This window comes from Nonomuraea harbinensis, assembly GCF_019396385.1.
Classification (GTDB): domain Bacteria; phylum Actinomycetota; class Actinomycetes; order Streptosporangiales; family Streptosporangiaceae; genus Nonomuraea; species Nonomuraea ferruginea.
The window spans coordinates 188,738-213,379 of record NZ_JAHKRN010000003.1; the positions used below are offsets into that span (position 1 = coordinate 188,738).

At 72.9% G+C, this 24,642-nt stretch carries 25 protein-coding genes and 1 riboswitch; of the genes, 21 read left to right on the plus strand and 4 right to left on the minus strand.

The window, feature by feature from the left end:
* Nucleotides 1-68 precede the first annotated feature (68 nt).
* The 11 genes from KME79_RS04350 (at nucleotide 69) to KME79_RS04400 (ending at nucleotide 9,376) form a co-directional block, all read left to right on the plus strand.
* Entirely contained in the window at nucleotides 69-878 is an 810-nt protein-coding gene (locus tag KME79_RS04350; protein ID WP_148032705.1) for an oxygenase MpaB family protein, read from the plus strand.
* 66 nt (nucleotides 879-944) lie between these two features.
* A riboswitch (FMN riboswitch) is annotated at nucleotides 945-1,075 on the plus strand.
* A gap of 103 nt (nucleotides 1,076-1,178) precedes the next feature.
* Nucleotides 1,179-2,273 (plus strand): bifunctional diaminohydroxyphosphoribosylaminopyrimidine deaminase/5-amino-6-(5-phosphoribosylamino)uracil reductase RibD, encoded by a 1,095-nt coding sequence (gene ribD / locus KME79_RS04355; RefSeq protein ID WP_261808672.1) that lies wholly within the window; start codon nucleotides 1,179-1,181, stop codon nucleotides 2,271-2,273.
* Entirely contained in the window at nucleotides 2,274-2,864 is a 591-nt protein-coding gene (locus tag KME79_RS04360) for a riboflavin synthase (protein ID WP_219543397.1), read from the plus strand. It begins immediately after the preceding gene.
* The gene (pnuC, locus tag KME79_RS04365) at nucleotides 2,861-3,505 is read left to right on the plus strand and encodes a nicotinamide riboside transporter PnuC (protein WP_148032703.1); all 645 of its coding nucleotides are present in this window, start codon (nucleotides 2,861-2,863) and stop codon (nucleotides 3,503-3,505) included. Before KME79_RS04360 ends, pnuC begins: the two co-directional genes overlap by 4 nt.
* Nucleotides 3,502-4,743 carry a bifunctional 3,4-dihydroxy-2-butanone-4-phosphate synthase/GTP cyclohydrolase II gene (locus tag KME79_RS04370; protein WP_246639249.1) on the plus strand — a complete coding sequence of 414 codons (1,242 nt, stop codon included), beginning with the start codon at nucleotides 3,502-3,504 and terminating at the stop codon, nucleotides 4,741-4,743. Before pnuC ends, KME79_RS04370 begins: the two co-directional genes overlap by 4 nt.
* Complete coding sequence (gene ribH, locus KME79_RS04375) at nucleotides 4,740-5,210, plus strand: 6,7-dimethyl-8-ribityllumazine synthase (RefSeq protein WP_219543398.1); 471 nt, start codon at nucleotides 4,740-4,742, stop codon at nucleotides 5,208-5,210. The genes KME79_RS04370 and ribH overlap by 4 nt, the downstream gene beginning before the upstream one ends.
* A 20-nt stretch (nucleotides 5,211-5,230) precedes the next feature.
* Nucleotides 5,231-5,683 (plus strand): PH domain-containing protein, encoded by a 453-nt coding sequence (locus KME79_RS04380; protein WP_148032700.1) that lies wholly within the window; start codon nucleotides 5,231-5,233, stop codon nucleotides 5,681-5,683.
* Nucleotides 5,684-5,778: 95 nt separating this feature from the next.
* Entirely contained in the window at nucleotides 5,779-6,645 is an 867-nt protein-coding gene (locus tag KME79_RS04385; protein WP_219543399.1) for an AAA family ATPase, read from the plus strand.
* Entirely contained in the window at nucleotides 6,638-7,708 is a 1,071-nt protein-coding gene (locus tag KME79_RS04390) for a vWA domain-containing protein (protein WP_219543400.1), read from the plus strand. The genes KME79_RS04385 and KME79_RS04390 overlap by 8 nt, the downstream gene beginning before the upstream one ends.
* Entirely contained in the window at nucleotides 7,701-8,789 is a 1,089-nt protein-coding gene (locus KME79_RS04395; protein ID WP_219543401.1) for an XdhC family protein, read from the plus strand. The genes KME79_RS04390 and KME79_RS04395 overlap by 8 nt, the downstream gene beginning before the upstream one ends.
* Before the next feature lie 11 nt (nucleotides 8,790-8,800).
* Nucleotides 8,801-9,376 (plus strand): nucleotidyltransferase family protein, encoded by a 576-nt coding sequence (locus KME79_RS04400; protein WP_219543402.1) that lies wholly within the window; start codon nucleotides 8,801-8,803, stop codon nucleotides 9,374-9,376.
* Nucleotides 9,377-9,397: 21 nt separating this feature from the next.
* Here the strand turns inward: KME79_RS04400 and KME79_RS04405 are convergent, their stop codons facing one another.
* Nucleotides 9,398-10,285: an endonuclease/exonuclease/phosphatase family protein gene (locus KME79_RS04405; protein ID WP_148032696.1), complete on the minus strand. Its 888-nt coding sequence runs from the start codon at nucleotides 10,283-10,285 to the stop codon at nucleotides 9,398-9,400.
* Nucleotides 10,286-10,375: 90 nt separating this feature from the next.
* On the opposite strand from KME79_RS04405, the gene KME79_RS04410 reads away from it, so the two are divergent.
* The 10 genes from KME79_RS04410 (at nucleotide 10,376) to KME79_RS04455 (ending at nucleotide 19,556) form a co-directional block, all read left to right on the plus strand.
* On the plus strand, nucleotides 10,376-11,416 hold the full coding sequence (locus tag KME79_RS04410; RefSeq protein ID WP_219543403.1) for an LLM class F420-dependent oxidoreductase: 1,041 nt from the start codon (nucleotides 10,376-10,378) through the stop codon (nucleotides 11,414-11,416).
* Between the two features lie 119 nt (nucleotides 11,417-11,535).
* Entirely contained in the window at nucleotides 11,536-12,927 is a 1,392-nt protein-coding gene (locus KME79_RS04415; protein ID WP_219543404.1) for a serine/threonine-protein kinase, read from the plus strand.
* A gap of 40 nt (nucleotides 12,928-12,967) precedes the next feature.
* Nucleotides 12,968-14,005: a M24 family metallopeptidase gene (locus KME79_RS04420; protein WP_148032693.1), complete on the plus strand. Its 1,038-nt coding sequence runs from the start codon at nucleotides 12,968-12,970 to the stop codon at nucleotides 14,003-14,005.
* A 25-nt stretch (nucleotides 14,006-14,030) separates the two neighbouring features.
* Nucleotides 14,031-14,591: an elongation factor P gene (efp, locus tag KME79_RS04425; RefSeq protein WP_148032692.1), complete on the plus strand. Its 561-nt coding sequence runs from the start codon at nucleotides 14,031-14,033 to the stop codon at nucleotides 14,589-14,591.
* A gap of 1 nt (nucleotide 14,592) precedes the next feature.
* Nucleotides 14,593-15,003: a transcription antitermination factor NusB gene (nusB, locus tag KME79_RS04430; protein WP_148032691.1), complete on the plus strand. Its 411-nt coding sequence runs from the start codon at nucleotides 14,593-14,595 to the stop codon at nucleotides 15,001-15,003.
* Nucleotides 15,004-15,246: 243 nt separating this feature from the next.
* Nucleotides 15,247-16,455, plus strand: a complete 1,209-nt coding sequence (locus KME79_RS04435; RefSeq protein WP_219543405.1) for an MFS transporter — start codon at nucleotides 15,247-15,249, stop codon at nucleotides 16,453-16,455.
* A 40-nt stretch (nucleotides 16,456-16,495) separates the two neighbouring features.
* A complete protein-coding gene (locus KME79_RS04440) occupies nucleotides 16,496-16,834 on the plus strand; it encodes an MmcQ/YjbR family DNA-binding protein (protein ID WP_219543406.1) in 339 nt (112 codons plus the stop codon).
* 129 nt (nucleotides 16,835-16,963) lie between these two features.
* Complete coding sequence (locus KME79_RS04445; protein WP_308248785.1) at nucleotides 16,964-17,689, plus strand: methyltransferase domain-containing protein; 726 nt, start codon at nucleotides 16,964-16,966, stop codon at nucleotides 17,687-17,689.
* 27 nt (nucleotides 17,690-17,716) lie between these two features.
* Nucleotides 17,717-18,958, plus strand: a complete 1,242-nt coding sequence (dinB, locus tag KME79_RS04450; protein WP_219543408.1) for a DNA polymerase IV — start codon at nucleotides 17,717-17,719, stop codon at nucleotides 18,956-18,958.
* A 202-nt stretch (nucleotides 18,959-19,160) separates the two neighbouring features.
* Complete coding sequence (locus KME79_RS04455) at nucleotides 19,161-19,556, plus strand: SCO2097 family morphological protein (protein WP_148032686.1); 396 nt, start codon at nucleotides 19,161-19,163, stop codon at nucleotides 19,554-19,556.
* A gap of 83 nt (nucleotides 19,557-19,639) precedes the next feature.
* Here the strand turns inward: KME79_RS04455 and KME79_RS04460 are convergent, their stop codons facing one another.
* The 3 genes from KME79_RS04460 to KME79_RS04470 are packed head-to-tail and all read right to left on the minus strand — an operon-like array spanning nucleotide 19,640 to nucleotide 24,350.
* Complete coding sequence (locus tag KME79_RS04460; protein WP_219543409.1) at nucleotides 19,640-22,078, minus strand: transglutaminase TgpA family protein; 2,439 nt, start codon at nucleotides 22,076-22,078, stop codon at nucleotides 19,640-19,642.
* A complete protein-coding gene (locus KME79_RS04465) occupies nucleotides 22,075-23,328 on the minus strand; it encodes a DUF58 domain-containing protein (RefSeq protein ID WP_148032684.1) in 1,254 nt (417 codons plus the stop codon). Before KME79_RS04465 ends, KME79_RS04460 begins: the two co-directional genes overlap by 4 nt.
* Nucleotides 23,325-24,350 carry an AAA family ATPase gene (locus KME79_RS04470; RefSeq protein WP_372452399.1) on the minus strand — a complete coding sequence of 342 codons (1,026 nt, stop codon included), beginning with the start codon at nucleotides 24,348-24,350 and terminating at the stop codon, nucleotides 23,325-23,327. Before KME79_RS04470 ends, KME79_RS04465 begins: the two co-directional genes overlap by 4 nt.
* Between the last annotated feature and the right edge of the window lie 292 nt (nucleotides 24,351-24,642).

Consider the following 24,642-nt stretch of genomic DNA (forward strand, 5'->3'; position numbering starts at 1 on the left):
CGGAATCGCGGCACAACCACGACAGTCCTGTGACATAGCCCCCGGCCCTGGCGGGTAGGCCCTTACTCATGGAAGACCACGGGCTGTTCGGGCCGGAGTCCGTGACGTGGCGGGTGATGGGTGAGCCGATTCTGCTGGTCGGCGGGTTCCGCGCGCTTCTCATGCAGAGCCTTCACCCGCGCGCGATGCGCGGCGTCATACAGAACTCCGCCTTCATGAATCCCGACGAGGCGTGGTCGCGTTTCGTCCGGACCACAGAATTCGTCCGCGTGCGCACGTACGGGACCCGAGCCGAAGTCGAGCAGGCCGGCCGCCGCGTACGCAAGATCCACGCCACGCTCACAGGCTGTGACCCCGACACCGGCGAGCGGTTCCGGCTCGACGAGCCCGCGTCGCTGCGCTGGGTGCACGTCGGCGAGGTCGACTCCTACCTGACGGTGGCCCGCCGGGCGGGCGTGCGGCTCAGCGACGCCGACGCCGACGCGTTCGTCGCCGAGTGGCGGCGCGCCGCCGAGGTCGTCGGCCTGGACCCGCTGAGCGTGCCCGGCTCGGTCGGCGGGCTGCGCGCCTACATCGAGGCCGCCCGCCCGGGGCTGCGGCTCGTCCCCGAGGCCGCGAACCCGCTCCTGGCGTCCCTGCACACGCCGCTGCCCGGCCTGCTCGCCACGCTGCGGCCGGTGGTGCCGGCCCTGACCGTCCTCGCCTTCGCCACGCTGCCGCGCTGGGCCAGGCGGATGTACGGGCTGCCCGCCACGCCGGTCGGCGACCTGTGGGCGACCGCCACGCTGCGGGCCCTGCACGCGGGCATCGGCCTGGTGCCCGCGAACGTCCGCTACAGCCCCGACGCCCGCCGCGCCCGCAAGCTCATGGCCGCCTGAGCCGATCACGGGGAGGCCCCGGTCGCGCGCATGAATTCGGACATGGCACACTGGGATGGACAGAGCTAGCGTGCTCCGGGGTCGGTGAAAGTCCGAACCGGCGGTGACAGTCCGCGACCCGGCCGATGCCATCGGCCGGTTGACCCGGTGAAATTCCGGGACCGACGGTGAAAGTCCGGATGGGAGGCAGCACGCGGGTGCCCGGCATTGCGCCGGGTGCCCCACGGTGCGTTCGCGTACCGTGTTCGACCCCCCGGGGCCCGCCACGGCTTGGAGCTACTGGCGAGTAGGAGGCCCCCGGTGGCGGGATCCCCGCAGGACGCGGTCCACATGGCGCGCGCCGTCGAGCTGGCCGCCCGCGGTCACGGTCACACCAGCCCCAACCCCGTCGTGGGCTGCGTCGTGCTCGACGCCGCCGGCCGGGTCGCGGGGGAGGGGTTCCACGCGTACGCGGGAGGGCCGCACGCCGAGGTCGCAGCCCTGCGCGAGGCGGGGGAGCGGGCCAGGGGCGGCACCGCTTACGTCACCCTCGAACCCTGCGACCACACCGGCCGGACGGGCCCGTGCAGCGGCGCGCTGCTGGAGGCGGGCGTGGCCCGCGTCGTCCACGCGGTCGCCGACCCCAACCCGAAGGCCGCCGGCGGCGCCGGGCGGCTGCGCGCGGCCGGGGTCGCCGTGACGGCCGGGGTGCTGGCCGAGGAGGCGGAGCGGGTCAACGCCGAGTGGCTGACCTGGGCCAGGCTCGGCCGCCCGCACGTGACGTGGAAGTTCGCCGCCACCCTCGACGGCCGCTCGGCCGCCGCCGACGGCACCAGCCAGTGGATCACCTCTCCCGAGGCCAGGGCCGACGTGCACCGGCTGCGCGCCCGCAGCGACGCGATCGTGGCCGGCATCGGCACCGTGCTGGCCGACGACTCCCGGCTCACCGCCAGGCCGGCCCTGGCCGAGGGCCGCCCGCTGCGCGTGGTCGTCGACCCGGACGCCAGGACGCCGGCCACCGCGCGGGTGCTCGACGGCGCGGCCCCCACGCTCGTCGCCGTGGCCGCCGACACCGTCACGACCCTCGGCGCCGACCTGCTGCGCGTGCCCCGCGACGGCCGCGGCCTCGACCTGCACGCCCTGCTCAAGGAGCTCGCCGCCCGCGAGGTGGTCAGCGTGTTCCTGGAGGGCGGCCCCACGCTGGCCGGGGCGTTCCTGGCCCGCGGGCTGGTCGACCGGGTCGTCGCCTACGTCGCGCCCGCCCTCCTCGGCGCCGGCGCCGCCGCGCTGGGCGAGGCCGGAGTGCGCACCATCGGCGAGGCGCACCGCCTGATCTTCGACGAGGTTTCCCCCATCGGGCCGGACGTGCGCCTCGTCGCACGCCCCGCGCCCCCGCACCCCCGCAGGGAGAAGTGAATGTTCACCGGAATCATCGAGGAGAAGGGCGAGGTCGTCGCCGTCGAGGCGGCCGGCGGCGGCGCCAGGATGTCCGTACGCGGCCCCGTGGTCACCTCCGACGCCCGTCACGGCGACTCGATCGCCGTCAACGGCGTCTGCCTCACGGTCGTGGACGTGCGCGGCGACGTCTTCACCGTGGACGTGATGAAGGAGTCGCTCGACCGCAGCTCGCTCGGCGCCCTGTCGGAGGGCGGGGCGGTCAACCTGGAGCGCGCGGTCCGGGCCGACCAGCGGCTCGGCGGCCACATCGTGCAGGGCCACGTCGACGGCACCGCCGAACTGCTGTCCAGGGAGCCCGGCGACAACTGGGACGACCTGCGCTTCGGCCTGCCCGCGTCCCTGAGCAGGTACGTCGCGGAGAAGGGCTCGATCGCCGTCGACGGAATCAGCCTGACGGTGACGACTGTTGACGACGGAAGCTTCGGCGTGAGCCTCATCCCGACCACGCTCAAGCTGACCACCCTGGGCGAGCGCCGGGTGGGCGACCTGGTGAACCTCGAGGTCGACGTGATCGCGAAGTACGTGGAGAGGCTGGTGGGCGCCCGATGAGCTGGGCGGACGCATCGATCGACATCTTCGGCCTGCCCGTGAGGTGGACCGACCTGATCGGCAACATCTGCGCGCTGGCGACCGTGGTGTTCGCCATGCGCAAGTCCATCTGGACCTGGCCGGTGCAGTTCACCGGCGCCGTCCTGCTCTTCGCCGCCTCCATCAGCGCGCACGTCACCGGCAACGCGCTCAAGCAGGCCCTGTTCGGCCTGCTGGCGATCTACGGCTGGTGGAAGTGGCGCCAGGGCACCCAGCAGCACGAGCTGGCCGTGCGGCCCGCGACCGGGCGCGAGCGGCTCGTGCTGATCACCGCGGCCGTGCTCGGCACGATCGTGGTGGCGGCGCTGTTCAAGACGTTCAACCTGTCGTGGTACCCGGACGCCCCGCTGGCCGTGGTGGCCGCGGACGCCTACATCTTCGTCGGCGGCGCGGTCGCCACCTGGGCGCAGGGCCGGGCGCTGGTCGACTTCTGGATCGTCTGGGTGGCCGTCGACCTCGTGGGCGTGCCGGTCGCGTTCAACTCCGGGCTGTACGTCTCGGGCGCGGTGTACGCGATCTTCTTCGTGATGGTGCTGGTCGGGTTCGTCAAGTGGCTGCGCGAGTACCGCGCCTCCGCTCCGGCCGTGGCGGTGGCGTCATGACCGGGGGCATCCTCGACCAGGTCGAGCGGGCGATCGAGGACATCAGGGCGGGCCGGCCCGTCGTGGTCGTCGACGACGAGAACCGCGAGAACGAGGGCGACATCATCTTCGCCGCGGCCAGGGCCACGCCCGAACTGCTCACCTTCACCATCAGGCACACCAGCGGCGTCATCTGCGTGCCGATGGAGGGCCGCGAGCTCGACCGGCTCGGCCTGCCGCTCATGGTCCACCAGAACCGCGAGCGGCTGCGCACCGCGTACACGATCAGCGTCGACGCCCGCGACGGCGTCACGACCGGCATCTCGGCCGCCGACCGGGCCAGGACGATCCGGGCGCTCGCCGACTCCGCGACCGAGCCGTACGAGCTGGTACGTCCCGGCCACGTCTTCCCGCTGCGCTACCACGAGGGCGGCGTGCTGGTCAGGCGCGGCCACACCGAGGCGGCCGTCGACCTGGCCAGGCTCGCCGGGCTCAGCCCCGCGGGCGTGCTGGCCGAGGTGGTCAACGACGACGGCACCATGGCCAGGCTGCCCGAGCTGCGCGTCTTCGCCGACGAGCACGACCTCGCGCTCATCTCCATCGAGCAGCTCGCCGACTACCGGCGGCGCACCGAGAGCATGGTCACCCGGGTCGCCGAGACCAACCTGCCCAACGCGTACGGGATGTGGCGGGCGTACGGCTACTCCAGCTCCATCGACGGCGGCGAGCACGTGGCGCTGGTCTTCGGCGACCTCGGCGACGGCGAGAACGTCCTGGTCCGCGCCCACTCCGAGTGCCTGACCGGCGACGTGTTCGGCTCGCTGCGCTGCGACTGCGGGGTGCAGCTCGACCACGCCATGGCCGGCATCGCGGCCGAGGGCCGCGGCGTGGTCGTCTACCTGCGCGGACACGAGGGCCGCGGCATCGGGCTGCTGGCCAAGCTGCGCGCCTACAGCCTCCAGGACGCCGGGGTCGACACCGTCGACGCCAACGTCGAGCTGGGGCTGCCGATCGACGCCCGCGAGTTCTCCAACGCCGCCCAGATCCTCGCCGACCTGGGGGTCAAGGGGGTGCGGCTGCTCACCAACAACCCGGTCAAGGTCACGGGCATGGACGGCTACGGCATCAAGGTGCTCGGCCGCGAGCCGATGCCCGTCGCGGTGAACCCGTACAACGCCCGCTACCTGCAGGCCAAGCGCGACCGGCTGGGCCATTCCATCGAACACTCGGACATCGACGGCACCCAGGAGGCCTCATGAGCGGCGAAGGACGTCCCGCGATCACCACGGCGCCCGACGCCTCCGGGCTGACCGTCGGGGTGGTGGCCGCGAGCTGGCACGCCGACATCACCGACCGGCTGGTGGACCGGGCGGTGCGGGCCTGTGAGGACGCCGGCGCCACCGCCACCGTGGTGCGGGTGCCCGGCTCGCTCGAACTCCCGGTGGTCGCCCAGGCGCTGGCCCGCCGCTGCGACGCGGTGGTGGCGCTGGGCGCGGTCATCCGCGGCGAGACGGCCCACTTCGACTACGTGTGCGACTCGGTCACGGCCGGGCTGACCAGGGTCTCGCTCGACGAACGCACCCCGGTCGGCAACGGCGTGCTCACCTGCGAGAACCTTGGCCAGGCGCTGGACCGATCGGGGCTGCCGGACAGCAAGGAGGACAAAGGCTACGAGTCCGCGATCGCCGCGCTGGAGACCGCACTCCTCCTGCGGACCCTCGGCTGACCTGCGGTACATTCTCGACCGTGCCTGAGCTCGTGCCACCTCCCCCGCTGCCCGTCGTCTGGCGCCCGCGCCGGGGGAGGATCGTCGCCTACACCTTCGCCACCCTGATCGTGCTCGGCGCGGTGGTGATGGCGATCCTCATCGCCCCGCCGTTCCAGCTGGCCGACCGCATCGCGATCGTCGCGTTCGGCTGCGCGGTGGCGTTCGTGCTCCACCTGCTCGGCCGGGTGCGGGTGGAGGCCGACGACGAGGGCGTCACCCTGGTCAACGCGGCCCGCACCCACCGCTACACCTGGCCCGAGGTCCTCGACGTGACCTTCGTGCAGGGCGACCCGTGGCCCCGTGTCGACTTCTCCGACGGCCGGACGATCGGCGCGATGGGCATCCAGGGTTCAGAGAAGCCCGCGGCCCGCCGCGCCATCGCCGAGCTCACCGCCCTCATCCACGACCGCGGCGAGGCCCGCGAAGACTGACGTGAGACCTCACTTCACGTCATAGAGGGCGTCGATTATCAGGAAAACGGTGTGACCCGTAGCCTGAAAGCGTGCGTCGGCGGACAATGAGGGCGATGGACATCGAGTCGCCGGAAAAGCTCATCGAGCTGCTCGACCGGCATGCGTATCTGGCCGACGAAGGTCTGGCCACGGCCGCGTTCCTGGCGCTGCGGATGCGGCGGCCGCTGTTCCTGGAAGGGGAGGCGGGCGTCGGGAAGACCGAGCTGGCCAAGACCCTGGCCGGACTGCTCGGGGCGCCGCTGATCCGGCTGCAGTGCTACGAAGGGCTGGACGCCGCGCAGGCCCTGTACGACTGGGACTTCGCCCGGCAGCTGCTGCACCTGAAGGCGGCAGAGGTCGCCGGCGTGACCGACGTGCGGCGGCTCGAAGGGGAGATCTACGAGCGGCGCTTCCTCATCGCGCGGCCGCTGCTCAAGGCGCTGGAGACGCAGCCGAGCGTGCTGCTGGTCGACGAGATCGACCGGGCCGACGACGAGTTCGAGGCGTTCCTGCTGGAGGTGCTCTCCGACTTCACCATCTCCGTCCCGGAGCTCGGCACGATCAGGGCGGAGTCGCCGCCGGTCGTGGTGGTGACCTCCAACCGGACGCGGGAGGTGCACGACGCGCTCAAGCGCCGCTGCCTCTACCACTGGCTGGAGCATCCGAGCTTCGAGCGGGAGGTGGCGATCCTGCTGCGCCGCCTGCCCGCCTGCACCGAGACACTGGCCCGGCAGGTCGCCGGGGCCGCCGAGCGGCTGCGCGGGGCCGACCTGGTCAAGCCGCCGGGCATCGCCGAGACCCTCGACTGGACCGAGGCGCTGCTGACGCTCGGCGCCGACGAGCTCGACCCTGGCCGGGCGGCCGCCACGCTGGGCGCCGCGCTCAAGTACCGGGAGGACGTCGAACGCGTCCTGGGCAACGGGCTGCTCCGACATGACTGATTTGGCCGCCACGATGACCGGGTTCGCCCGTACCCTCAGGGCGGCCGGGGTCGCGGCCGACCACGAGCGCACCCAGGGCTTCCTGCGCGCGCTGGAGCAGCTGGACATCGCGGTCCCCGGCGACGTCTACTGGGCGGGCCGCCTCACGCTCTGCGCCGGCCCCGACGACCTGCCCCGCTACGACCGTTGCTTCCACGCGTACTTCGGCGGCGCCAAGGCCACCACCGCCCCGGCCGCCGTCACCTCCGTCACCCGCTACACCGCGGCGGGCGAGAGCGCGGAGGGCGGGCGCGAGGGCGAGGCCGCGCCCGCCACCGCCAGCAGCACCGAGGTCCTGCGCCACCGGGACGTCGCCAGGCTCACCGAGGCCGAGCGCGCCGAGGTGCACCGGATGCTGACCATGCTCAGGGCCAGGCGGGCCACACGCCGCTCGCGCCGGTACGAGAGCGCCCACCGTGGCGTGCTCGACCAGCGCCGCACCATCCGCGACGCGCTCAGGAAGGGCGAGGTGGCCAGGCTGCGGCGCCGCCGGCACACCACCAGGCCGCGCCGCGTCGTGCTCTTCGTCGACGTGAGCGGCTCGATGTCGCCGTACGCCGAGACGCTGCTGCGGTTCGCGCACGCCCTGGTGCGCAGCGAGCCGCGGGCCACCCGCGTGTTCTCGGTCGGCACCCGGCTCACCGCCGTCACCGCCGAGCTGCGCCACCGCGACCCGGGCACCGCGCTCGACGCGGTGTCGCGGGCCATCCCCGACTGGAGCGGCGGCACCCGGCTGGGGGAGGAGCTGAAGGAGTTCCTGTCCCGGCACAGCGCGCGCGGCGCGACCGTGGTCATCGCCTCCGACGGCTGGGAACGGGGCGACCCCGAACTGCTGCGCGCCCAGATGGCCCGGCTGGCCCGGCAGGCGCACCGGGTGATCTGGGTCAACCCACACAAGGGGTACGAGGACTACCAGCCGCTCACCGGCGGCATGCGGGCCGCCCTGCCCTACCTCGACGCCCTGGTGGCCGGGCACAGCCTGGCCGCCTACGAGGAACTCACCGAAAGGCTCGCCCATGCGTGACGTGCTCCCGGAGATCATGCGCTGGTGGAGGTCGGGGCTCGAGTTCGGGCTCGCGACGGTGGTCGGCACGTTCAACAGCGCGCCCAGGCCACCGGGCGCCGCCATGGCGGTGCGCGGCGACGAGGTGGTCGGCAGCGTGTCCGGCGGATGCGTCGAGGGCGCCGTGTTCGAGCTCGCCACCGAGACCCGCCGCCCGGTGCTGCAGAGGTACGGGGTCAGCGACGACGACGCGTTCGCCGTCGGGCTCACCTGCGGCGGCATCATCGACATCTTCGTCGAGCCGATCTCCCGCGACACCTTCCCCGAGCTGGGCGACGTGGCCGCCTCGATCGAGGAGCACGAGCCGGTCGCCGTCGCCACCGTCCTCTCCGGCCCCGGCGAGGTCGGCGCCCGCCGGATCATCTGGCCCGGCCGCTCCTCCGGCTCGCTCGGCCCCGGCCGCCTCGACGACGCGGTGGACGACGACGCCCGCGGCATGCTCGCCCAGGGGCTGACCGGCATCCGCCACTACGGCGGCGAGGGCGAGCGGCGGCTGGACGACCTGGCCGTGTTCGTGCACTCGTTCGCGCCGCCGCCGCGCATGCTGGTGTTCGGCGCGATCGACTTCGCCGCGGCCGTCGCCCGGGTCGGCAAGTTCCTCGGCTACCACGTCACCGTGTGCGACGCCCGGCCCGTCTTCGCCACCCCCAAGCGCTTCCCCGACGCCGACGAGGTCGTGGTCAAGTGGCCGCACGACTATCTGGCCTCCGTCTCGGTGGACGAGCGCACCGTGATCTGCGTGCTCACCCATGATCCCAAGTTCGACGTGCCGCTGCTGGAGGTGGCGCTGCGCACCCCCGCCGGGTACGTGGGCGCCATGGGTTCGCGGCGCACCCACGAGGACCGGCTGGACCGGTTGCGCGAGGCCGGGATGACCGGCGAGGAGCTGGCCCGGCTGCGCTCGCCCATCGGGCTGGACCTGGGGGCGCGCACTCCGGAGGAGACGGCCGTCTCCATCGCCGCCGAGCTGATCCAGCTCCGCTGGGGCGGGTCCGGCCGGCCGCTGTCGACCACCCGGGGCCGCATCCACCACGACGGGTAGGGGACGGCCATATGAAGGGGAGCGGGGTGGCGGGGCTGCTGCTCGCGGCCGGCGAGGGCTCCCGGCTGGGCAGGCCGAAGGCGCTGCTGGAGCTGGCCGGGGAGCGGCTGGTCGACCGGGGGGTGCGGCTGCTGGAGGAGGGCGGCTGCCACCCGGTCGTGGTGGTGCTCGGGGCGGCGACCGTGCAGGTGCGGGGGGCGGTGGCCGTGCGCAACCCGGACTGGCGGTCCGGCATGGGGTCCTCCCTGCGGGCCGGCCTGGCGGCGCTGCCCGCCGAGTCGCGGGCCGTGGTGATCGCGCTGGTGGACCAGCCGCTGGTGCGGGCCGAGGCGGTGCGCGCGCTGATCGCCTCCGGCGCCGGGGTGGCCGTCGCCACGTACGGCGGCCGGCGCAGGAACCCGGTGCTGATCGAGCGCCGCCACTTCGCCGAGGTCGCCGCCCTGGCCCGCGGCGACGTGGGCGCCCGCCCGTTCCTGGCCGCCCATCCGGAGCTGGTGACCGAGGTGCCGTGCGCCGGCGACCCCGCCGACATCGACACCCCCGGCGATCTGGCCAGGCTGGAGCCTCGGCTGCTGGAACCTGAGTGAGCGGCCGCGGTCGCGTCGTCGTCAGAGGCGGAACGAGGCGACGGCGGCCCGGTGGTCGCTGCCGGTGGCCGGGGCCACCTCGGCCCGCGTGGCGGTCATCCCGCGGAACAGGATGTGGTCCGGCCGCGTCACCGGGAACCCGGCCGGCCAGGTGAACCCGAACCCGTCGCCCGCGACCTCCTGCGCGTCGGTCAGCGGCGGCGTCAGCCCGCGCATGCCCCGGTCGGTGGTGGCCGTGTTGAGGTCGCCCAGCAGCAGGATCCGCTTGCTGCCGTCGCGGTCGATCAGCTTGCGCGCCTGCGCCAGCGAGGCGTCCCTGGAGGTGGTCTCGCCCGGCCGCGCCGAGGCGAGGTGCATCACGTACACGGTCACGTCGCCCTTGGGGGTCCGCACGGTCGCGCGCAGGGCGCGCACCCAGCCCATGCCGACGTCCAGCGGGCGCTCGCGGCTGATCGGGTAGCGGCTCCACAGGCCGACGGTGCTCACCGCGTAACGGTGCTCGAACATCCGGTTGAGCTGCTTGGCCGCCGGGCCGCCCGGGGTGAGCTCCTGCGCCGCCAGCAGGTCGAGGTCCTCGGCGACGGCGCGTACGGCCTCGCCCGAGGCGTCGTTGCGCACGCCCACGTTCACCGTGCCGACCGCCAGGTCGCTCGGCCCGCCGGGCGGGGTGCGCAGCAGCGCGGGACCGAACATGACGCCCCACACGGCCGCCGGAGCCAGCACGGCGCCGACGGCCGCGGTGGAGCGGGCCAGGGCCGCGCCCAGCAGCAGGACCGGCACGGCCAGGCCCAGCCACGGCAGCAGGCTCTCCATGACCGTCGTGAAACCGCCCAGGGCCGGCACGTAGCGGTGTCCGGCCAGGACCACGGCGAGGACGGCGGACACGACGACGACGACGCGCTTCAGCACTCTGACCAAGGTAGCCCCTCGCTGGCTCCAGCGCGGACACGCTAACCTGACGGCATCGGAACGGAACATCATTCTGTGGTGGGAGCGGGCATGCGGATCGGAATGACACTGGGCTACTCCGGGGGATTCAAGGAGACGGTGGGAGAGCTCGCCGACTACGAGAAGGCCGGGCTCGACATCGTCTTCGTCGCGGAGGCCTACAGCTTCGACGCGGTCAGCCAGATGGGATACATCGCGGCCGTCACCGAGCGGCTGCAGATCGCCTCCGGCATCCTGCCGATCTACTCGCGCACGCCCGCCCTGATGGCCATGACGGCCGCGGGCCTCGACTACATCTCCGACGGCCGCTTCACCCTCGGCCTCGGCTCCTCCGGCCCGCAGGTCATCGAGGGCTTCCACGGCGTGCCCTACACCGCCCCGATCGGCCGCACCCGCGAGGTCATCGAGATCTGCCGCAAGGTGTGGCGGCGCGAGCGCCTGCAGTACGACGGCCGCCACTACACCCTGCCGCTGCCGCCCGACCAGGGCACCGGCCTGGGCAAGCCCCTCAAGATCATCAACCACCCGGTACGTTCCCGCATCCCGATCGTGCTCGCCGCCATCGGCCCCAAGAACGTCGAGCTGGCCGCCGAGCTGGCCGAAGGCTGGGAGCCGATCTTCTACGTGCCGGAGAAGGCCGCCGACGTGTGGGGCGCCGCGCTGGCCGCCGGCAAGGCCAGGCGCGACCCCGAGCTGGGCGAGCTGGACGTGGTCGCCCAGGCGTCCCTCTACATCGGCGACGACGCCGACGGCCTGCTGGACCTCGGCCGGCCGATGGCCGCCCTCTACATCGGCGGCATGGGCGCCAAGGGCAAGAACTTCTACAACAACCTCGCCAGGCGCTACGGCTACGAGAAGGAGGCCGAGCAGATCCAGGAGCTCTACCTCGACGGCAAGAAGGACGAGGCGGCGGCGCTGGTGCCGCGCGAGCTGCTGGAGAAGATGTCGCTGATCGGCGACGAGGCCTACGTCCGCGACCGGATGCAGGCGATGAAGGAGTCCGGCGTCACCACGCTGAACGTCACCCCGCTCGGCCGCACCCATGAGGAGCGCGTCCGCCTGATCGAGACCATCAAGGACATCGCCTCCTGATCACCACCGCACCGGTACGCACCCGTCGAAACGCCCGTCTTCCCCGTGCTGGAGGAGGCGGGCGTTTCCGTTGGGGCCTAAGGTTGGTCGAAAACTGAAGTTTGAGCATTGGCGGAGATATGTCCGACGCGACGCCGTCCCTGGTCGCCGGGCGGTACCGGCTTGATGAGCGCATCGGCAGCGGTTCGATGGGCGAGGTGTGGCGGGGGTACGACACCCGCGCCGACTGGACCGTGGCTGTGAAGATGCTGGGAGCCAAGGCGGTTGGGGCGGCCACCAGGGAGGTGCTGCGCCAGCACGCCCAGGCCGTGGCCCGGGTGATCCATCCCAACGTCGCCATGGTGCTGGACGTGGGGGAGCACGAAGGGTCCCCGTTCCTGGTGACGGAGTTCCTCACCGGGCCGAGCCTCGGCGAGGAGCTCGCCGGGCGCGGGCCGCTCAAGGTGGTGGAGGTGTGCGACCTGGCCGGGCAGGCCGCGGCCGGCCTGGACGCGGCGCACCGCGCGGGCCTGGTGCACGGCAAGGTCGGGCCCGACAGCTTCCGGATGGCCGGCAGCGGCGTGCTCAAGGTCGTCGGGTTCGGCCTGACGGGCCGCCCCGGCGGCGACCCCCGCTACCAGGCGCCCGAGCGGCTCGCCGGAGGCGACGGGCAGGCGTCGGCCGACCTGTACGGGCTCGGCGCGGTCTGCTACGAGCTGCTCACCGGCCAGGCGCCCGCCAGGGAGGGCGCGATCGCGCCGCCCAGTACCCTGCGCCAGGGCGTGCCCGCCGAGCTGGACCGGTTACTGCTCGCCATGCTCGACCCCGAGCCCGCCAAGCGGCCCGCCAGCGGCGAGGCGGTGCGCCGCGCGCTGGCCGTCATCGCCAGGCCCAGGGCCGCCGCGCCCGCGCCATCCGCCCCCGCCGCGACCCCGGCCGCGCGGGCCGGGGACACCGCGATCTACGACGCGTCCGAGCTGGCGCCGCCCCCGCCGTCCGGCCGCGAGAACCGCCGCCTGTTCGTCCAGGCCGGCGTGGCCCTCGCGGCCATCGTGGCGGTCACCATAGTCATGATCTTCCTGGCGAGCGGGGACGAGGACCCGCCAGAGGCCGCCCCCACCACGCAGGCCACCGGCGAGGCGCCGCCCTCACCGACCCCCACGCCGACCCCGACCCCCACGCCCACTTTCACGGCCGAGCCGGAGCCCACCGAGCTCCGCGGCACCGACGCCCTGCCCATCCCGAAGGGCACCGTCGGCCAGTCGGTCCCGCCGGGCGGCTGGGAGACCTGGGTGAGGAGGTTCGACGAGGCGGTCAATGGCCAGATGGCCGTGGACGGCATGGACCCTCGTGTGGCGGGCAAGGCTCAGGACCGGCTCGGGAAAGCCGGGCGGAAGTTCGCCGAGGGCGACGAGAGGGGCGGCGTCAAGGAGGTCACCCACGTCATCCGCGACCTGCGCAAGGCACGGGACAAGCGCGAGATCGACCTGTCCGGCCCGCTGGCCGACTGGCTCAACGACTGGCAGATCTAGCGGATAGTGGACCAACCGGAGATCCGCGTACATTAAGCGCGTGACCGTCAACTACGCACAGCGGCGAGCTCGGCTCGCGGCCCTGCTGCCCGCCCACGAGGTCGACGCCATGCTGGTCACCTCGACCGTCAACGTCCGCTACCTCACGGGACTCGTCAGCTCCAACGCCGCCGCCCTGATCAAGGCCGACGGCTCGGCGCTGCTGGTGACGGACAACCGCTACATCGAGAAGACGCACGGCCTCGACGTCCAGGCGGTCGAGGCCGCCGACGTGGCCGGGGAGCTCGCCGCCCCAGGCGTCGGCATCGAGGCCGCCCACATGAGCGTCGCCACCTACGAGCGGCTCGGGCCCGGGCTCGTGCCGCTCGGCCCGCTCGTCGAAGGGCTGCGCGCGGTCAAGGACGACGACGAGCTGGAGCTCCTCCGTACCGCCTGCGCCATCACCGACCAGGCCTTCGCCGACGTGCTGCACACCATCCGCCCCGGCGTCACCGAGCGCGACGTGGCCCGCCTCCTCGAAGCCCGCATGATCGAGCTCGGCGCCGCCAAGCCCGCCTTCGACACCATCGTCGCCGCAGGCCCGAACGGCGCCATCCCGCACCACGCCCCCACCGACCGCGAGCTGCGCTCCGGCGAGCTGGTCACCATCGACTTCGGCGCCGCCTACCAGGGCTACCACGCCGACATGACCCGCACCGTCTGCCTGGGCCCGCCCGCCGACTGGCAGAGCGAGGTCTACGACCTGGTCGCCGAGGCCCAGCGGGCCGGCCGGCACGCCGTCACCCCCGGCGCCACCGCCAAGGAGGTCGACGCCGCCGCCCGCTCCCTCATCGCCGCCGCGGGCCACGGCGACCATTTCCGGCACGGCCTCGGCCACGGCGTCGGGCTCGAGATCCATGAGGAGCCGTTCCTGGGCCCCGCACGTACCGGTAGACTTGAGGATCGAGTTCCGATCACCGTGGAGCCGGGGATCTACCTCCCGGGCCGGGGCGGTGTTCGCATCGAGGACACCCTCGTCACACGACAGGGCGAGCCGGAACTTTTCACCAAGACGACCAAGGAGCTGCTCGTCCTTTAGAGCGGCCACACGCGGGAGAGAACGAGTGGCGACAACCAACGACCTCAAGAACGGCATGGTGCTGAAGCTCGACGGTGGCGAGCTGTGGTCCGTTGTCGAGTTCCAGCACGTCAAGCCGGGCAAGGGCGGCGCGTTCGTGCGCACCAAGCTCAAGAACGTGCTCTCCGGCAAGGTCCTCGACAAGACCTTCAACGCCGGCGTCAAGGTCGAGGTGGCCAACGTCGACAAGCGCGAGATGCAATACTCCTACCGCGACGGCGACGACTTCGTGTTCATGGACACCGAGACCTACGACATGGTCAACGTGCCCTCCTCCACCGTCGGCGACGCCGCCAACTACATGCTGGAGAACACCCTGGCCACCGTGGCCTTCCACGAGGGCTCCGCGCTCTACGTCGACCTGCCCGCCGCGGTCGAGCTCACCATCGCCAGCACCGAGCCCGGCCTGCAGGGCGACCGCTCCACCGGCGGCACCAAGCCCGCCACGCTGGAGACCGACGCCGAGATCAAGGTGCCGCTCTTCATCACCACCGGCGAGCGGGTGAAGGTCGACACCCGCACCGGCGAATACCTCGGCCGGGCCTGAGGTGTCGGCACGGGGCAAAGCACGCCGGCGTGCGCTCGACATCCTCTTCGAGGCCGAACTCCGCGGTGAGGATCCGCTGAAGATCCTGGCCGAGCGGGTCGAGCGCCAGGAGCCCCCGGTCAACGAGTACACCTCCACCCTCGTCGAGGGGGTCACCCGCCATCTCGCCCGCATCGACGAGCTGATCACCACCTACTCCGAGGGCTGGACCCTCGAACGCATGCCCGCCGTCGACCGCAACCTCCTGCGCGGCGGCACCTACGAGCTGCTGTGGATGCCCGACGTCCCCGAGGGCGTGGTCATCAGCGAGTGGGTCCACCTGGCCGGCGAGCTGTCCACGGACGAGTCCCCCCAGTTCGTCAACGGGCTGCTGGCGCGTTTCAAGCAGCTCAAGCCCAGCCTGACGCTCTAGCTCCCGTACGGGCCGGTCACGGCGTCCCCCTGACCGGCTCCTCCGCACGGCGAGCCCGCCGCCACATCCAGCTTTCGCGCCGGGCGTAACCCGCACCGCGGCGTCCGCGCCGTGCTAGCGCCGTGCTCGTGCTGGGTGTGAGCCGGCCGCCGTGTCGGTCACGCGCTGGGCGTAACCCCGCCCGGGCCCGAGCGGGCCCCGCCGGTGCCAGCATGGGCGGCGTGCCTCCCGTGCCAGAGCCACGTGGCTGATCGGGTGTTCCGTCCAGCCGCGCTCGGCAACCCCCGGTTCCGCCTGCTGCTGCCCGGCCAGGTGGCCGCGGTCGCGGGCGAGCAGATGTTCGCCGTCGCGATCACCGTCTCCGTCCTCCAGGCGGGTGGTGACGCGGTCGCGCTCGGCCTGGTCCTCGCCGCGCGCGGGGTCACGCTCGTGGTGTTCCTGCCGGTCGGCGGCGTGTGGGCCGACCGGCTGCCGCGGCAGCGGGTCCTGATGGCCGCCTACGGACTCCAGGCCCTCCTGGCGGCGGCTCTCGCCGTGACCGGCACGTTCCCGATCTGGGCGGCGGCCGGGGCCGTGCTGCTGTCGGGGCTGGCCGAGGCGTTCGTCCGCCCCGCCTTCAACGCTCTGCTGCAGGGCCTGCTCGGCGACCACGAGCGCGTCTCCGGCAGGTCGCTGATCAGCGTCGCGATCCGTACCGGCGTCATGGCCGGGCCCGCCGCGGGCGCCGGGGTGATCACCCTGTCCGGCACCGGGGCCGCGTACGGGATCACCGCGATGACCTTCGCCGTCGCGGTCCTGACCCTCTGGCGGGCCGGGGAACCCCGGCGGGAGCCCGCCCGCAGGGCCTCGTTCGTCCAGGACGTCCGCGCCGGCGTCGCCGAGGCGCGGCGGCTCCCGTGGGTGCGCGCCATTCTGATCTTCTCCGCGGTCAACCTCATGTTCGTCATCGCGCCGACGCGAGTCCTGCTGCCGGTCGTGACCACCGCCGCGTTCGGCTCGCCCGCCGTGTACGGGCTGGCGCTCACCTGCTACGGGGCCGGCGGCCTGGCAGGCGGCCTGGTCACGATGGCGTGGCGGCCGCGCGCCCCCGGGGCCGTGGCGCTGACCGCGATCGCCCTCTACGCCGCGGCGCCCCTCTCTCTGGTCCTCGCTCCCTCGCCGGCCGCGATCTTCCTGGCGTTCGCGATCGCCGGGGCGGGGGTGGAGACGTACGCGATCCACTGGGAGGTCGCCCTGCAGCGCGAGATCCCCGAGCACCTGATCGGGCGGATCAGCTCGTTCGCCTGGCTGTGCGGCTTCGGCCTGATGCCGTTCGGGCAGGCGCTGACCGGGCCGCTGGCCGCCCTCGCCGGGCCGGCGGCGGTGCTCGCGTCGGCGGCGGCCGTCATCCTCCTCCTGCCGCCGGCGCTGCTCCTGGTCAGGGGCATGCCGCGATTCCGGGACCCGCCGTGACCGGTTGCCCCGGCGGGACGGGCGGGGCGAGGATCGGGACATGGCCACCGAAGACGACGTGCGCAGGCTGGCGCTCGCGCTGCCCGAGACCGGCGAGAAGAGCATGTACGGCACGCCCGCGTTCTACGTCCGCGGCAAGTGGTTCGCCAGGATGCGGGAGGAACCGGACGTGCTCGCGGTGCCGGTGCCCAGCGAGGAGGAGAAGCTGGAGCTCACCGCCGCCCGGCCCGGGGCGTTCTTCACCACGCCGCACTTCGACGGGTACGCCGTTGTGCTGGTCCGGCTGCCGGAGGTGGACGAGGAGGAGCTGGGCGAACTGCTCACCGACGCGTGGCGGCTGCGCGCCCCCAAGCGGCTGGTGGCCGCCTTCGACGCCTGACGACCCGTACGGGAGCGGTCCAGATCGCAGGGGAGCGGGCGGCACCCGTACGGCGTAGGCTGGGGCGGACCACGAGAAGAGGGAGGCGAGCCGACGTTGCGAGCTGAAGGCGTCACGAGGACCCCGGCGGTGCGGACCGCCGTCGTCTGGGACGCGCTGCGCGAGGTGCTGGCGGAGCTGGCCGGCGCCACCGGGCGCGACGCGCTCGACATCGTCGACGCGGGCGGCGGCACCGGAGGGTTCGCCGTGCCGCTCGCGGCGCTGGGCCACACCGTGACCGTGGTCGATCCCAGCCCCGACTCGCTGGCCGCGCTCGAACGCCGGGCCAAGGAGGCGGGCGTGGAGGTGCGCGGCCTCCAGGGCGACACCGCCGACCTGGGCGAGCTGCTCAGCCCCGGCTGCGCCGACCTGGTGCTCTGCCACAGCGTGCTGGAGTACGTGGAGGATCCCGTCGGCGCCCTGACCGAGATGGCCGGGCTGCTGCGTCCCGGCGGTGCGGTCAGCGTGCTGGCCGCCAACCCGGTGGCCGCCGCCATCCACCGCGCGCTGGCCGGGCAGTTCGACGAGTCCAGGGCCGCGCTGGCCGACCCGCTCGGCAGCTGGGGCGACCGCGACCCCACGCCCCGCCGCTTCACCGGCGAGACCCTCACCGGCCTGCTGTCGGCGGCCGGGCTCGGGGCCGGGCCGGTCCACGGCGTGCGGGTCTTCGCCGACCTGGTGCCCAGCCGGCTCGTCGACGGGGAGCCGGGCGCGGCGGAGGCGCTGGTGGCGCTGGAGAAGGCCGCCTCGGCCCATCCGGTGCTGCGCGACATCGCGACCCAGTTGCACGTCGTCGGCCGCAGGCCATCGGCCTAGAACGCCTGTTCGGATAGAATCGGCGGCGTGGCACGCAAGCAGATCACGGGCATCGGCCCCGCTCCGCGGACCGGGGCCGACGACACCGGCTGCCCGATCCTGCACGTCGACATGGACGCCTTCTTCGCCAGCGTCGAGCTGCTGGAGCGGCCCGAGCTGCGCGGCCGACCGGTGATCGTGGGCTCGCCCGCCGGGCGCGGCGTCGTGCTCAGCGCCACCTACGAGGCCAGGGCGTTCGGCGTCCACTCCGCCATGCCGATGAGCCGGGCCCGCCGGCTCTGCCCTCAGGCGACGGTCATCCCGCCCAGCCACGGAAAATACTCCGAGGTCTCCAGAGGCGTCATGGAGATCTTCCATTCGATCACCCCGATGGTCGAGCCCATCGCGTCCGACGAGGCGTTCCTCGACGTCGGCGGCGCGCTGCGCCGGCTGGGGCCGCCCGCCGCGATCGCCGCCGCGATCAGGGCGGAGGTGCTGGAACGCTTCGGCATCACGTGCTCGGTGGGCGTGGCCGGCAGCAAGTTCGTCGCCAAGCTCGCCTCCAAGCAGTGCAAGCCCGACGGCCTGCTGGTGGTGCCGCGGGAGGAGGTGGTGGCGTTCCTCCACCCGCTGCCCGTCTCCGCCCTGTGGGGCGTCGGCGAGCGCACCGAGCAGGCCCTCGTGCGCCTCGGCATCCGCACCGTCGGCGACCTGGCCCGGGTGCCCGTCGCCACGCTCCAGCGCGAGCTCGGCCCGTCCGCGGGCGGCCACCTGGCGGCGCTGGCGTGGGGCCGCGACGAGCGGCAGGTGAGCCCGCACGTCCCCGACAAGAGCATCGGCAACGAGGAGACGTTCGCCGCCGACGTCGACGATCCCGAGATCATCAAGCGCGAGCTGCTCCGCCTGTCCGAACGGGTCGCCGCGAGGATGCGTAAGGGCGGCCACGTGGGCAGGACTGTAAGTGTGAAGCTGCGCCGCGCTGACTTCTCCACCATCACCCGGTCCCGGACCCTTCCGGAGCCCACCGATGTCGCGCAGGAGATTTTCGCCACAGCCTGCGAGCTCTACCACGCCGCCGGGCTCGAGCGGGTGCGCCTGCGCCTGGTCGGCGTCAGGATGGAGAACCTCCGGCCCGCCGATTCCGCCTCCCGTCAGCTCACTCTCGGTGAGCGCGAGACCGGCTGGCGTGAGGCCGAGCAGGCGATGGACCGGGCGATCCGGAGATTCGGTCCCGATGCCGTGCTCCCGGCTTCGCTAGTTCGGGGCAAACTTGATGAAATGGAGGCGTGAGGCGATGTCACGACTTCGGGGGAGGAGACCAAGATGGCCCAGAATGAAGCCATGACGTCACCTCCGGTTTGGTCTGCCTTGGACGTTTGCTTTCGCCTACGTCTACAGCCTCGTATTCTGGGGATAACCGACCGCGAGGTCCGGACACCCCGTGTCGTCCGTTGCCGTCTTCCCCGTCCTGGGGCCGTCCTTGGGAGGCGCCGTGCCGCTCTCTGAGCACGAGCAGCGCTTGCTCGACCAGATCGAGCAGGCCCTCTACGCCGAGGACCCGAAGTGGGCCAACACCGTAAGGATCAGTGACCCACGCAGCCATTACAAGCGGCGCCTGGTCAAAGCCACGATCGGCTTTGTCCTCGGCGTCGTCCTGTTGATGGTCGGCGTGGTGATCAACTTGATCCCGCTCGGCGTCGGCGGTTTCGTGGTCATGCTCGCTGCGTGTCTGTGGGGCCTGTCCAGCTGGAAACGAATGAATGGGTTCGGTGGTGACTCCTCGGCTCAGGGGGCTCCACCGCAGGGCAAGCAGGTCCGCCGGGGCAACCGGGGCACCTTCATGGAGCGCATGGAGGAACGCTGGCGTCGTCGTCACGACGAGCGCTGACACACATCCCCCGATCAAGGCGTCCCCTAGACGAAGGTGCGGCCGTCCCCCTCCGGGAGACGACCGCACCTTCGGTCAGATCCTCACGTCCCCTTCTGCGTCGCAGTCCTCCGCAGCCTGATGTTCTCCAGGCGGTCGAAGCCGTCCAGCAGCCGCTCGCCCACGAGCCGCAGCCGCCGCACCGTCGACGGCGGCAGCAGCACCGCCCGCACCCTCCTGGCACGTGACACGGTCGCCGCGAGGGCCTTGCGCACCCGGCGCAGGTCCCCGCCCATCGGCGGGATCTCGCCGGGCTCCCGCGAGTAGAGCACCCGCTCCACCGCCGAGGCGATCGCCGTGACGGCCGCCGCCGGTTCGGCCCCGAACTCGTACTGCTCGGTCAGCCGCCGCGCCAGCTGGCGCGGTGTCTCGCTGGGCTCGCGGGCCATCCCGTAGTCGTAGAGCGCGTCGTCCAGCTCCGCCCAGGCCGCCGCCACCGCCGGATGGCGGCCCGCCACGACCCTGGCCGTCGTCTCGTCCGACGGCTCCGACACCTTCCAGCCCAGCGCCCGGACCCGCCTGCTCCTGGTGATCAGCCTGGCCGCGGCCGGGATCAGCAGCACCAGCAGCAGCACCGCGGCGCCGATGCCGATCTGCGCGGCGAGCGGCGTCGACTCCTCCGGCGGCAGCCCGCCGTTGGCCAGCAGCGCCTCCCGGTCCAGCTCGCGCACGTTGCCCCGGTTCTGCGGGCCCAGCTCCTCCTCCGCGCTGCCGCTGGAGGTCCGGTCCGGCGTCGGGGAGGAGGGGTCGGCCGTGGCCTCGGGCCGCGGCTGGGTGTACTCCGGCACCCGGGCGCTGCCCTGGCCCAGCGTGCCCGAGGGCGTCGGCTCGAACGGCAGCCAGCCCACGCCCTCGAAGTACAGCTCCGGCCACGAGTGGGAGTCGTTCGTGGCCACCGTCCACTGGCCGCCGAGCTGCGTGCCGCCCGTGTAGCCGATCGCCACCCGCGACGGGATGCCGACGACCCTGGCCAGGATCGCCATCGAGGCGGCGAACTGCTCGCAGTAGCCGGCCCGGCTGTGCAGCAGGAAGTCGGCCAGCGCCGAGTTGCCGTGCCCCTGGGTGCGCAGGCTGTAGGCGAAGCCGCCGGTGTCGGTGAAGAACCTCTGCAGCCGCACGGCCGCCTGGTAGGCGGTCCTGGCGTCGCCCGCCTGCTCCCGCGCGAGCTCCCTGATCTCCTCCGGCAGGTCGTCGGGGAGTTCCAGGTAGCGCTCGTCGATGCTCTGCCGGGACGACGGCGCCGACTCCAGCACCTCGGCCGTGGGCTCCGGGTCGCTGGTCGCGACCTGGTACTCCAGGCCCGCCGCCTCGTCGCGGGTGGAGAAGACCATCAGCGTTCTGACGTCGGCCCGCCAGTCGCCCTCGACGCGGATCTCCCGCGGCGGGTACGGCAGCGGCAGGAACGACAGCTTGGCGATCTCGTCGCTGATGGTGATCGTGGACGTGACGTTCTTCAGCTTCACGCCCCCGCCCAGGCCGGGCGGCGGCGGGAGCGGGCCGTTGTCCGTCCTGTTCTCCGGCGCGCCCTCCGGCTGCGTCATGCCGAACTGGTCGCCGTCGAAGGTGTCGAGGGAGTAGATGCGCAGGTACCGGGGCTGGTTGTCGGAGTTGGAATAGGTCAGCACGGTCCGCTGCTCCGGCAGCTCCAGCTGGCCCTTCAGGTTCGCGATCGGGTTCGGGATGCTGATCGAGTTGCCCCGGCCGGGCCCGCCGCCCCCCACGCCGAAGGTGAAGAACGAGACCGGCTCCATGGCCGGCAGCATGGCCGGCACCAGCACGGCCAGCGCGATCGCGGCGAACCCGATGCGCTTGCCCGACAGGCGCAGCCCGCTCGTGTCGGCGGACGCGCCGGGGCCCCGCCTGTCCGGCCGCAGCTCCGCCGCGGTCGTCCGGGTCCGGCGCACCAGCACCGCCCGGCCCCACTGGCCGACCCGCTCGCGGCCGTCCGCGAGGAGCAGGCCGGTGAACCCGAACGCGGCCACGATGAACGCCGGCCAGCTGATCGGGTCGGACAGGATCGTGGCCGGCACCGTGGCCAGCGCCAGCAGCGGCAGCCCGGCCAGCGCCGCCTTGCGCAGCCTGGTCGCGAACAGGTCGACGACGATCGCGATCAGGCCCACGCCGCCCGTAGTGAGCAGCGTGATGGCCTCGTTGGCCGGGACCGGCGCCGCGTACCGCTGGATGTCGGCCCAGCCGGTGGCCAGCAGGCGCGCCACCTCCACCACGGAGTCCTCGGTCGGCACGAACAGCGCCCAGGCCTCCTCCGCCGCGAACGACACGGTCAGATAGACGAACAGCACGCCCACGCCGAGCAGCGGCGCCGCCCACGACGGCAGCGACAGCCGCCCGCTGACCAGGCTCGCCAGCATGACCGAGAGGACCGCGCCGAGCGAGCCCCAGAACCAGGCCCCGCCCTCGAACAGCGGATAGAGCAGGATCGCGGCCGTGAACGTCGCCACCGCGGCGGCGATCGAGAGCCTCATGAAGCCGTACCTCCGCTCACGGCGAACCGGCCGCGGCTGCCCGCGTCCTGCCACACCGACGCGATCGACACCCCGGCGGGCAGCCGGACGATCCGCCATCCGTATCCGGCCAGCACGGTCTGCACCGCCTGGTAGTCCTCGTCGGCCTCGCGGCCGTTCCACGTCTCCACGTCCAGCAGCACCGCCACGCCGGTGATGCCGCTGTGTCTCAGCCTGGCCAGGTCTCTGGCCTCCTCCGGGTCGAGCGAGCCGAGCACGGCCACGATCAGTCCGTCGCCGCCGCCCGCGCGCAGCGCGGAGACGCCCATCTCCAGCGAGCGCGCCGACGAGCCGCGCACCATCGCGAGCGTGTCCAGCAGCGACCAGCTCAGCCCGGTGTCGGTCAGGTGCTCGGGCCCCTGGTCGGTGACCAGCCGCAGGCCCAGGCCCTCGCGGGCGAGGTGGACGCCGATCGAGGCCGCGGCCGAGACCGCCACCTCGAACGACGAGCGCGGGCCCTCGCCGCGGTGGGCGTACTTACGGGTGTCGAGCAGGAGAGCGCCGCGGCTCTGCCACTGCTGCTCCTCGCGCCGTACCATCAGCTCGCCGCGCCGGGCCGTCGAGCGCCAGTGCACCCGGCGCAGGTCATCGCCCTGCCGGTACTCGCGCGGGGCCACGTCGTCGTCGCCGGCCGCCGCCACGCTCCTGGTGCGGCTGTCGCCGCCACCCGTCCACTCGCCCGACAGCCGCACGTGCGGCAGCGCCACCACCTGCGGCGTCACCACGAGCGTGTCGGTGATCGTGAACGCACGGGTCAGCTCCACCAGCCCGAACGGGTCCGCGATGCGCACCGACAGCGGCCCGATGGGGTACCGGCCGCGCAGATCCGAGCGCACCTTGTAGTCGATCTCCCGGATGCCCCGCGCCTCCACCCGGTCCAGCACGAACCTCGGCCGCACGCCCAGCGCGTACGGGACCGTGTCCTCGATCAGCAGCAGGCCGGTGGGCAGCCTGGTCACGTTCTCCAGCCGCAGCGTCACCGTGGCCTCGCCGCCCGCCTCGGCCCTGGCCGGGTCCAGCCGCCTGGCGCAGCTCAGCCGGTAGCGGGTGCGCGCCACCACCATCGCCGCCAGCAGCGGCAGCGCCGCCACCAGCACCCCGATCCTGAACAGGTCGTTCTCGCCGAGCAGGAACGCCATCAGCAGCGCCGCGACGCCCGACGCCAGGAAGGACCGTCCCCTGGAGGTGAGCGCTCGCAGTCCCGCTCTCACGACGCCCGGGTCTCCGGCACAGGGACGCGCCTGACGAGCTCCATCACCACCTGCTCGGGCAGCCGCCGCTGCCCCTGCGCCTCCACGCTGGGCAGCAGCCGGTGCGCCAGCACGGGGACGGCGAGGTCCTGCAGGTCGTCGGGGATGACGTAGTCGCGGCCCGACAGCGCCGCGTGCGCCCGCGCCGCCCGCACCAGCTGCAGCGTGGACCGGGGCGAGGCGCCCAGGCGCAGGTCGGGCGAGTGGCGGGTGGCCACCGCCAGGTCGATGGCGTACTTCTTGACCGGCTGCGACACGTACACGCCGCGCACCGCCTCGATCAGCGCGCGCACCTCCGACGTGGTGGCCACCGGCTCCAGCTTGTCCAGCGGCGAGGTGCCGCCGTGCACGTCCAGCATCTCCAGCTCGGCCGTCGGCTCCGGGTAGCCCATCGCCACCCTGGCCGTGAACCGGTCGCGCTGCGCCTCGGGCAGCGGGTAGGTGCCTTCCATCTCGATCGGGTTCTGGGTCGCGATCACCATGAACGGCGCGTCCAGCTGATAGGTGTGCCCGTCGACGGTGACCTGCCGCTCCTCCATGCACTCCAGCAACGCCGACTGGGTCTTGGGGGAGGCGCGGTTGATCTCGTCGCCCACCACGATGTTGGCGAACACCGGCCCCGGCTTGAACTCGAACTCGCGCGTCTGCTGGTTGTAGGCGCTCACTCCGGTGATGTCACTGGGCAGCAGGTCGGGGGTGAACTGCACGCGGCGCACCGGGCAGTCGATCGACCGCGCCAGCGCCTTGGCCAGCATCGTCTTGCCGACCCCTGGAACGTCCTCGATCAGCAGATGGCCCTCGGCGAGCAACACGGTCAGTGTGAGGCGGACGGCGTCGCCCTTTCCCTCGATCACCGATTCGATGGCCTCGCGGATGCGGTGAGCGGTGGTGACCAGCTCCCCGAGCTGGTGAGGGACGTCATGGGTTACTGCCACCAGGCCTCCATGCGAAGTGCGACGGCCACCTCGCGCGAGGCTGCGCATTGCGGGAGGCATGCCATTGTTTTCCATTATCTGTACGACCCTACGACTCTGTGCGTTCTTGGGCGACTTTTGTGGATATTCCAGAGAAGCCTGCTCCTGTTCGCGTTCTTGTCGCATAGCGGTGCGAATGCCGTAACACACTGGGCCGCGCGCCGCGCCACTTTCCCCCACCTCCGCCCCGCCCGTCACAGGGCCTCCTTATTGGCCCGGCTTTCGCGCGCCCCGACACGCCCGCCGCCGGTCCGCGGGCGCTTCCCCGGCCCCACTCCGCACCACCCGCTATGACCTGCGA

Bases quoted from the DNA above. Each gene is read 5' to 3' on its own strand.
- KME79_RS04395 (WP_219543401.1), top strand. From the start codon at position 7,701: ATGCGTGACGTGCTCCCGGAGATCATGCGCTGGTGGAGGTCGGGGCTC.
- pnuC (WP_148032703.1), top strand. From the start codon at position 2,861: ATGAGCTGGGCGGACGCATCGATCGACATCTTCGGCCTGCCCGTGAGG.
- KME79_RS04440 (WP_219543406.1), top strand. From the start codon at position 16,496: ATGGCCACCGAAGACGACGTGCGCAGGCTGGCGCTCGCGCTGCCCGAG.
- KME79_RS04360 (WP_219543397.1), top strand. From the start codon at position 2,274: ATGTTCACCGGAATCATCGAGGAGAAGGGCGAGGTCGTCGCCGTCGAG.
- KME79_RS04400 (WP_219543402.1), top strand. From the start codon at position 8,801: ATGAAGGGGAGCGGGGTGGCGGGGCTGCTGCTCGCGGCCGGCGAGGGC.
- KME79_RS04470 (WP_372452399.1), bottom strand. From the start codon at position 24,350: ATGCGCAGCCTCGCGCGAGGTGGCCGTCGCACTTCGCATGGAGGCCTG.
- KME79_RS04385 (WP_219543399.1), top strand. From the start codon at position 5,779: ATGGACATCGAGTCGCCGGAAAAGCTCATCGAGCTGCTCGACCGGCAT.
- KME79_RS04415 (WP_219543404.1), top strand. From the start codon at position 11,536: ATGTCCGACGCGACGCCGTCCCTGGTCGCCGGGCGGTACCGGCTTGAT.
- KME79_RS04350 (WP_148032705.1), top strand. From the start codon at position 69: ATGGAAGACCACGGGCTGTTCGGGCCGGAGTCCGTGACGTGGCGGGTG.
- KME79_RS04410 (WP_219543403.1), top strand. From the start codon at position 10,376: ATGCGGATCGGAATGACACTGGGCTACTCCGGGGGATTCAAGGAGACG.
- ribH (WP_219543398.1), top strand. From the start codon at position 4,740: ATGAGCGGCGAAGGACGTCCCGCGATCACCACGGCGCCCGACGCCTCC.
- KME79_RS04370 (WP_246639249.1), top strand. From the start codon at position 3,502: ATGACCGGGGGCATCCTCGACCAGGTCGAGCGGGCGATCGAGGACATC.
- KME79_RS04390 (WP_219543400.1), top strand. From the start codon at position 6,638: ATGACTGATTTGGCCGCCACGATGACCGGGTTCGCCCGTACCCTCAGG.
- KME79_RS04460 (WP_219543409.1), bottom strand. From the start codon at position 22,078: ATGAGGCTCTCGATCGCCGCCGCGGTGGCGACGTTCACGGCCGCGATC.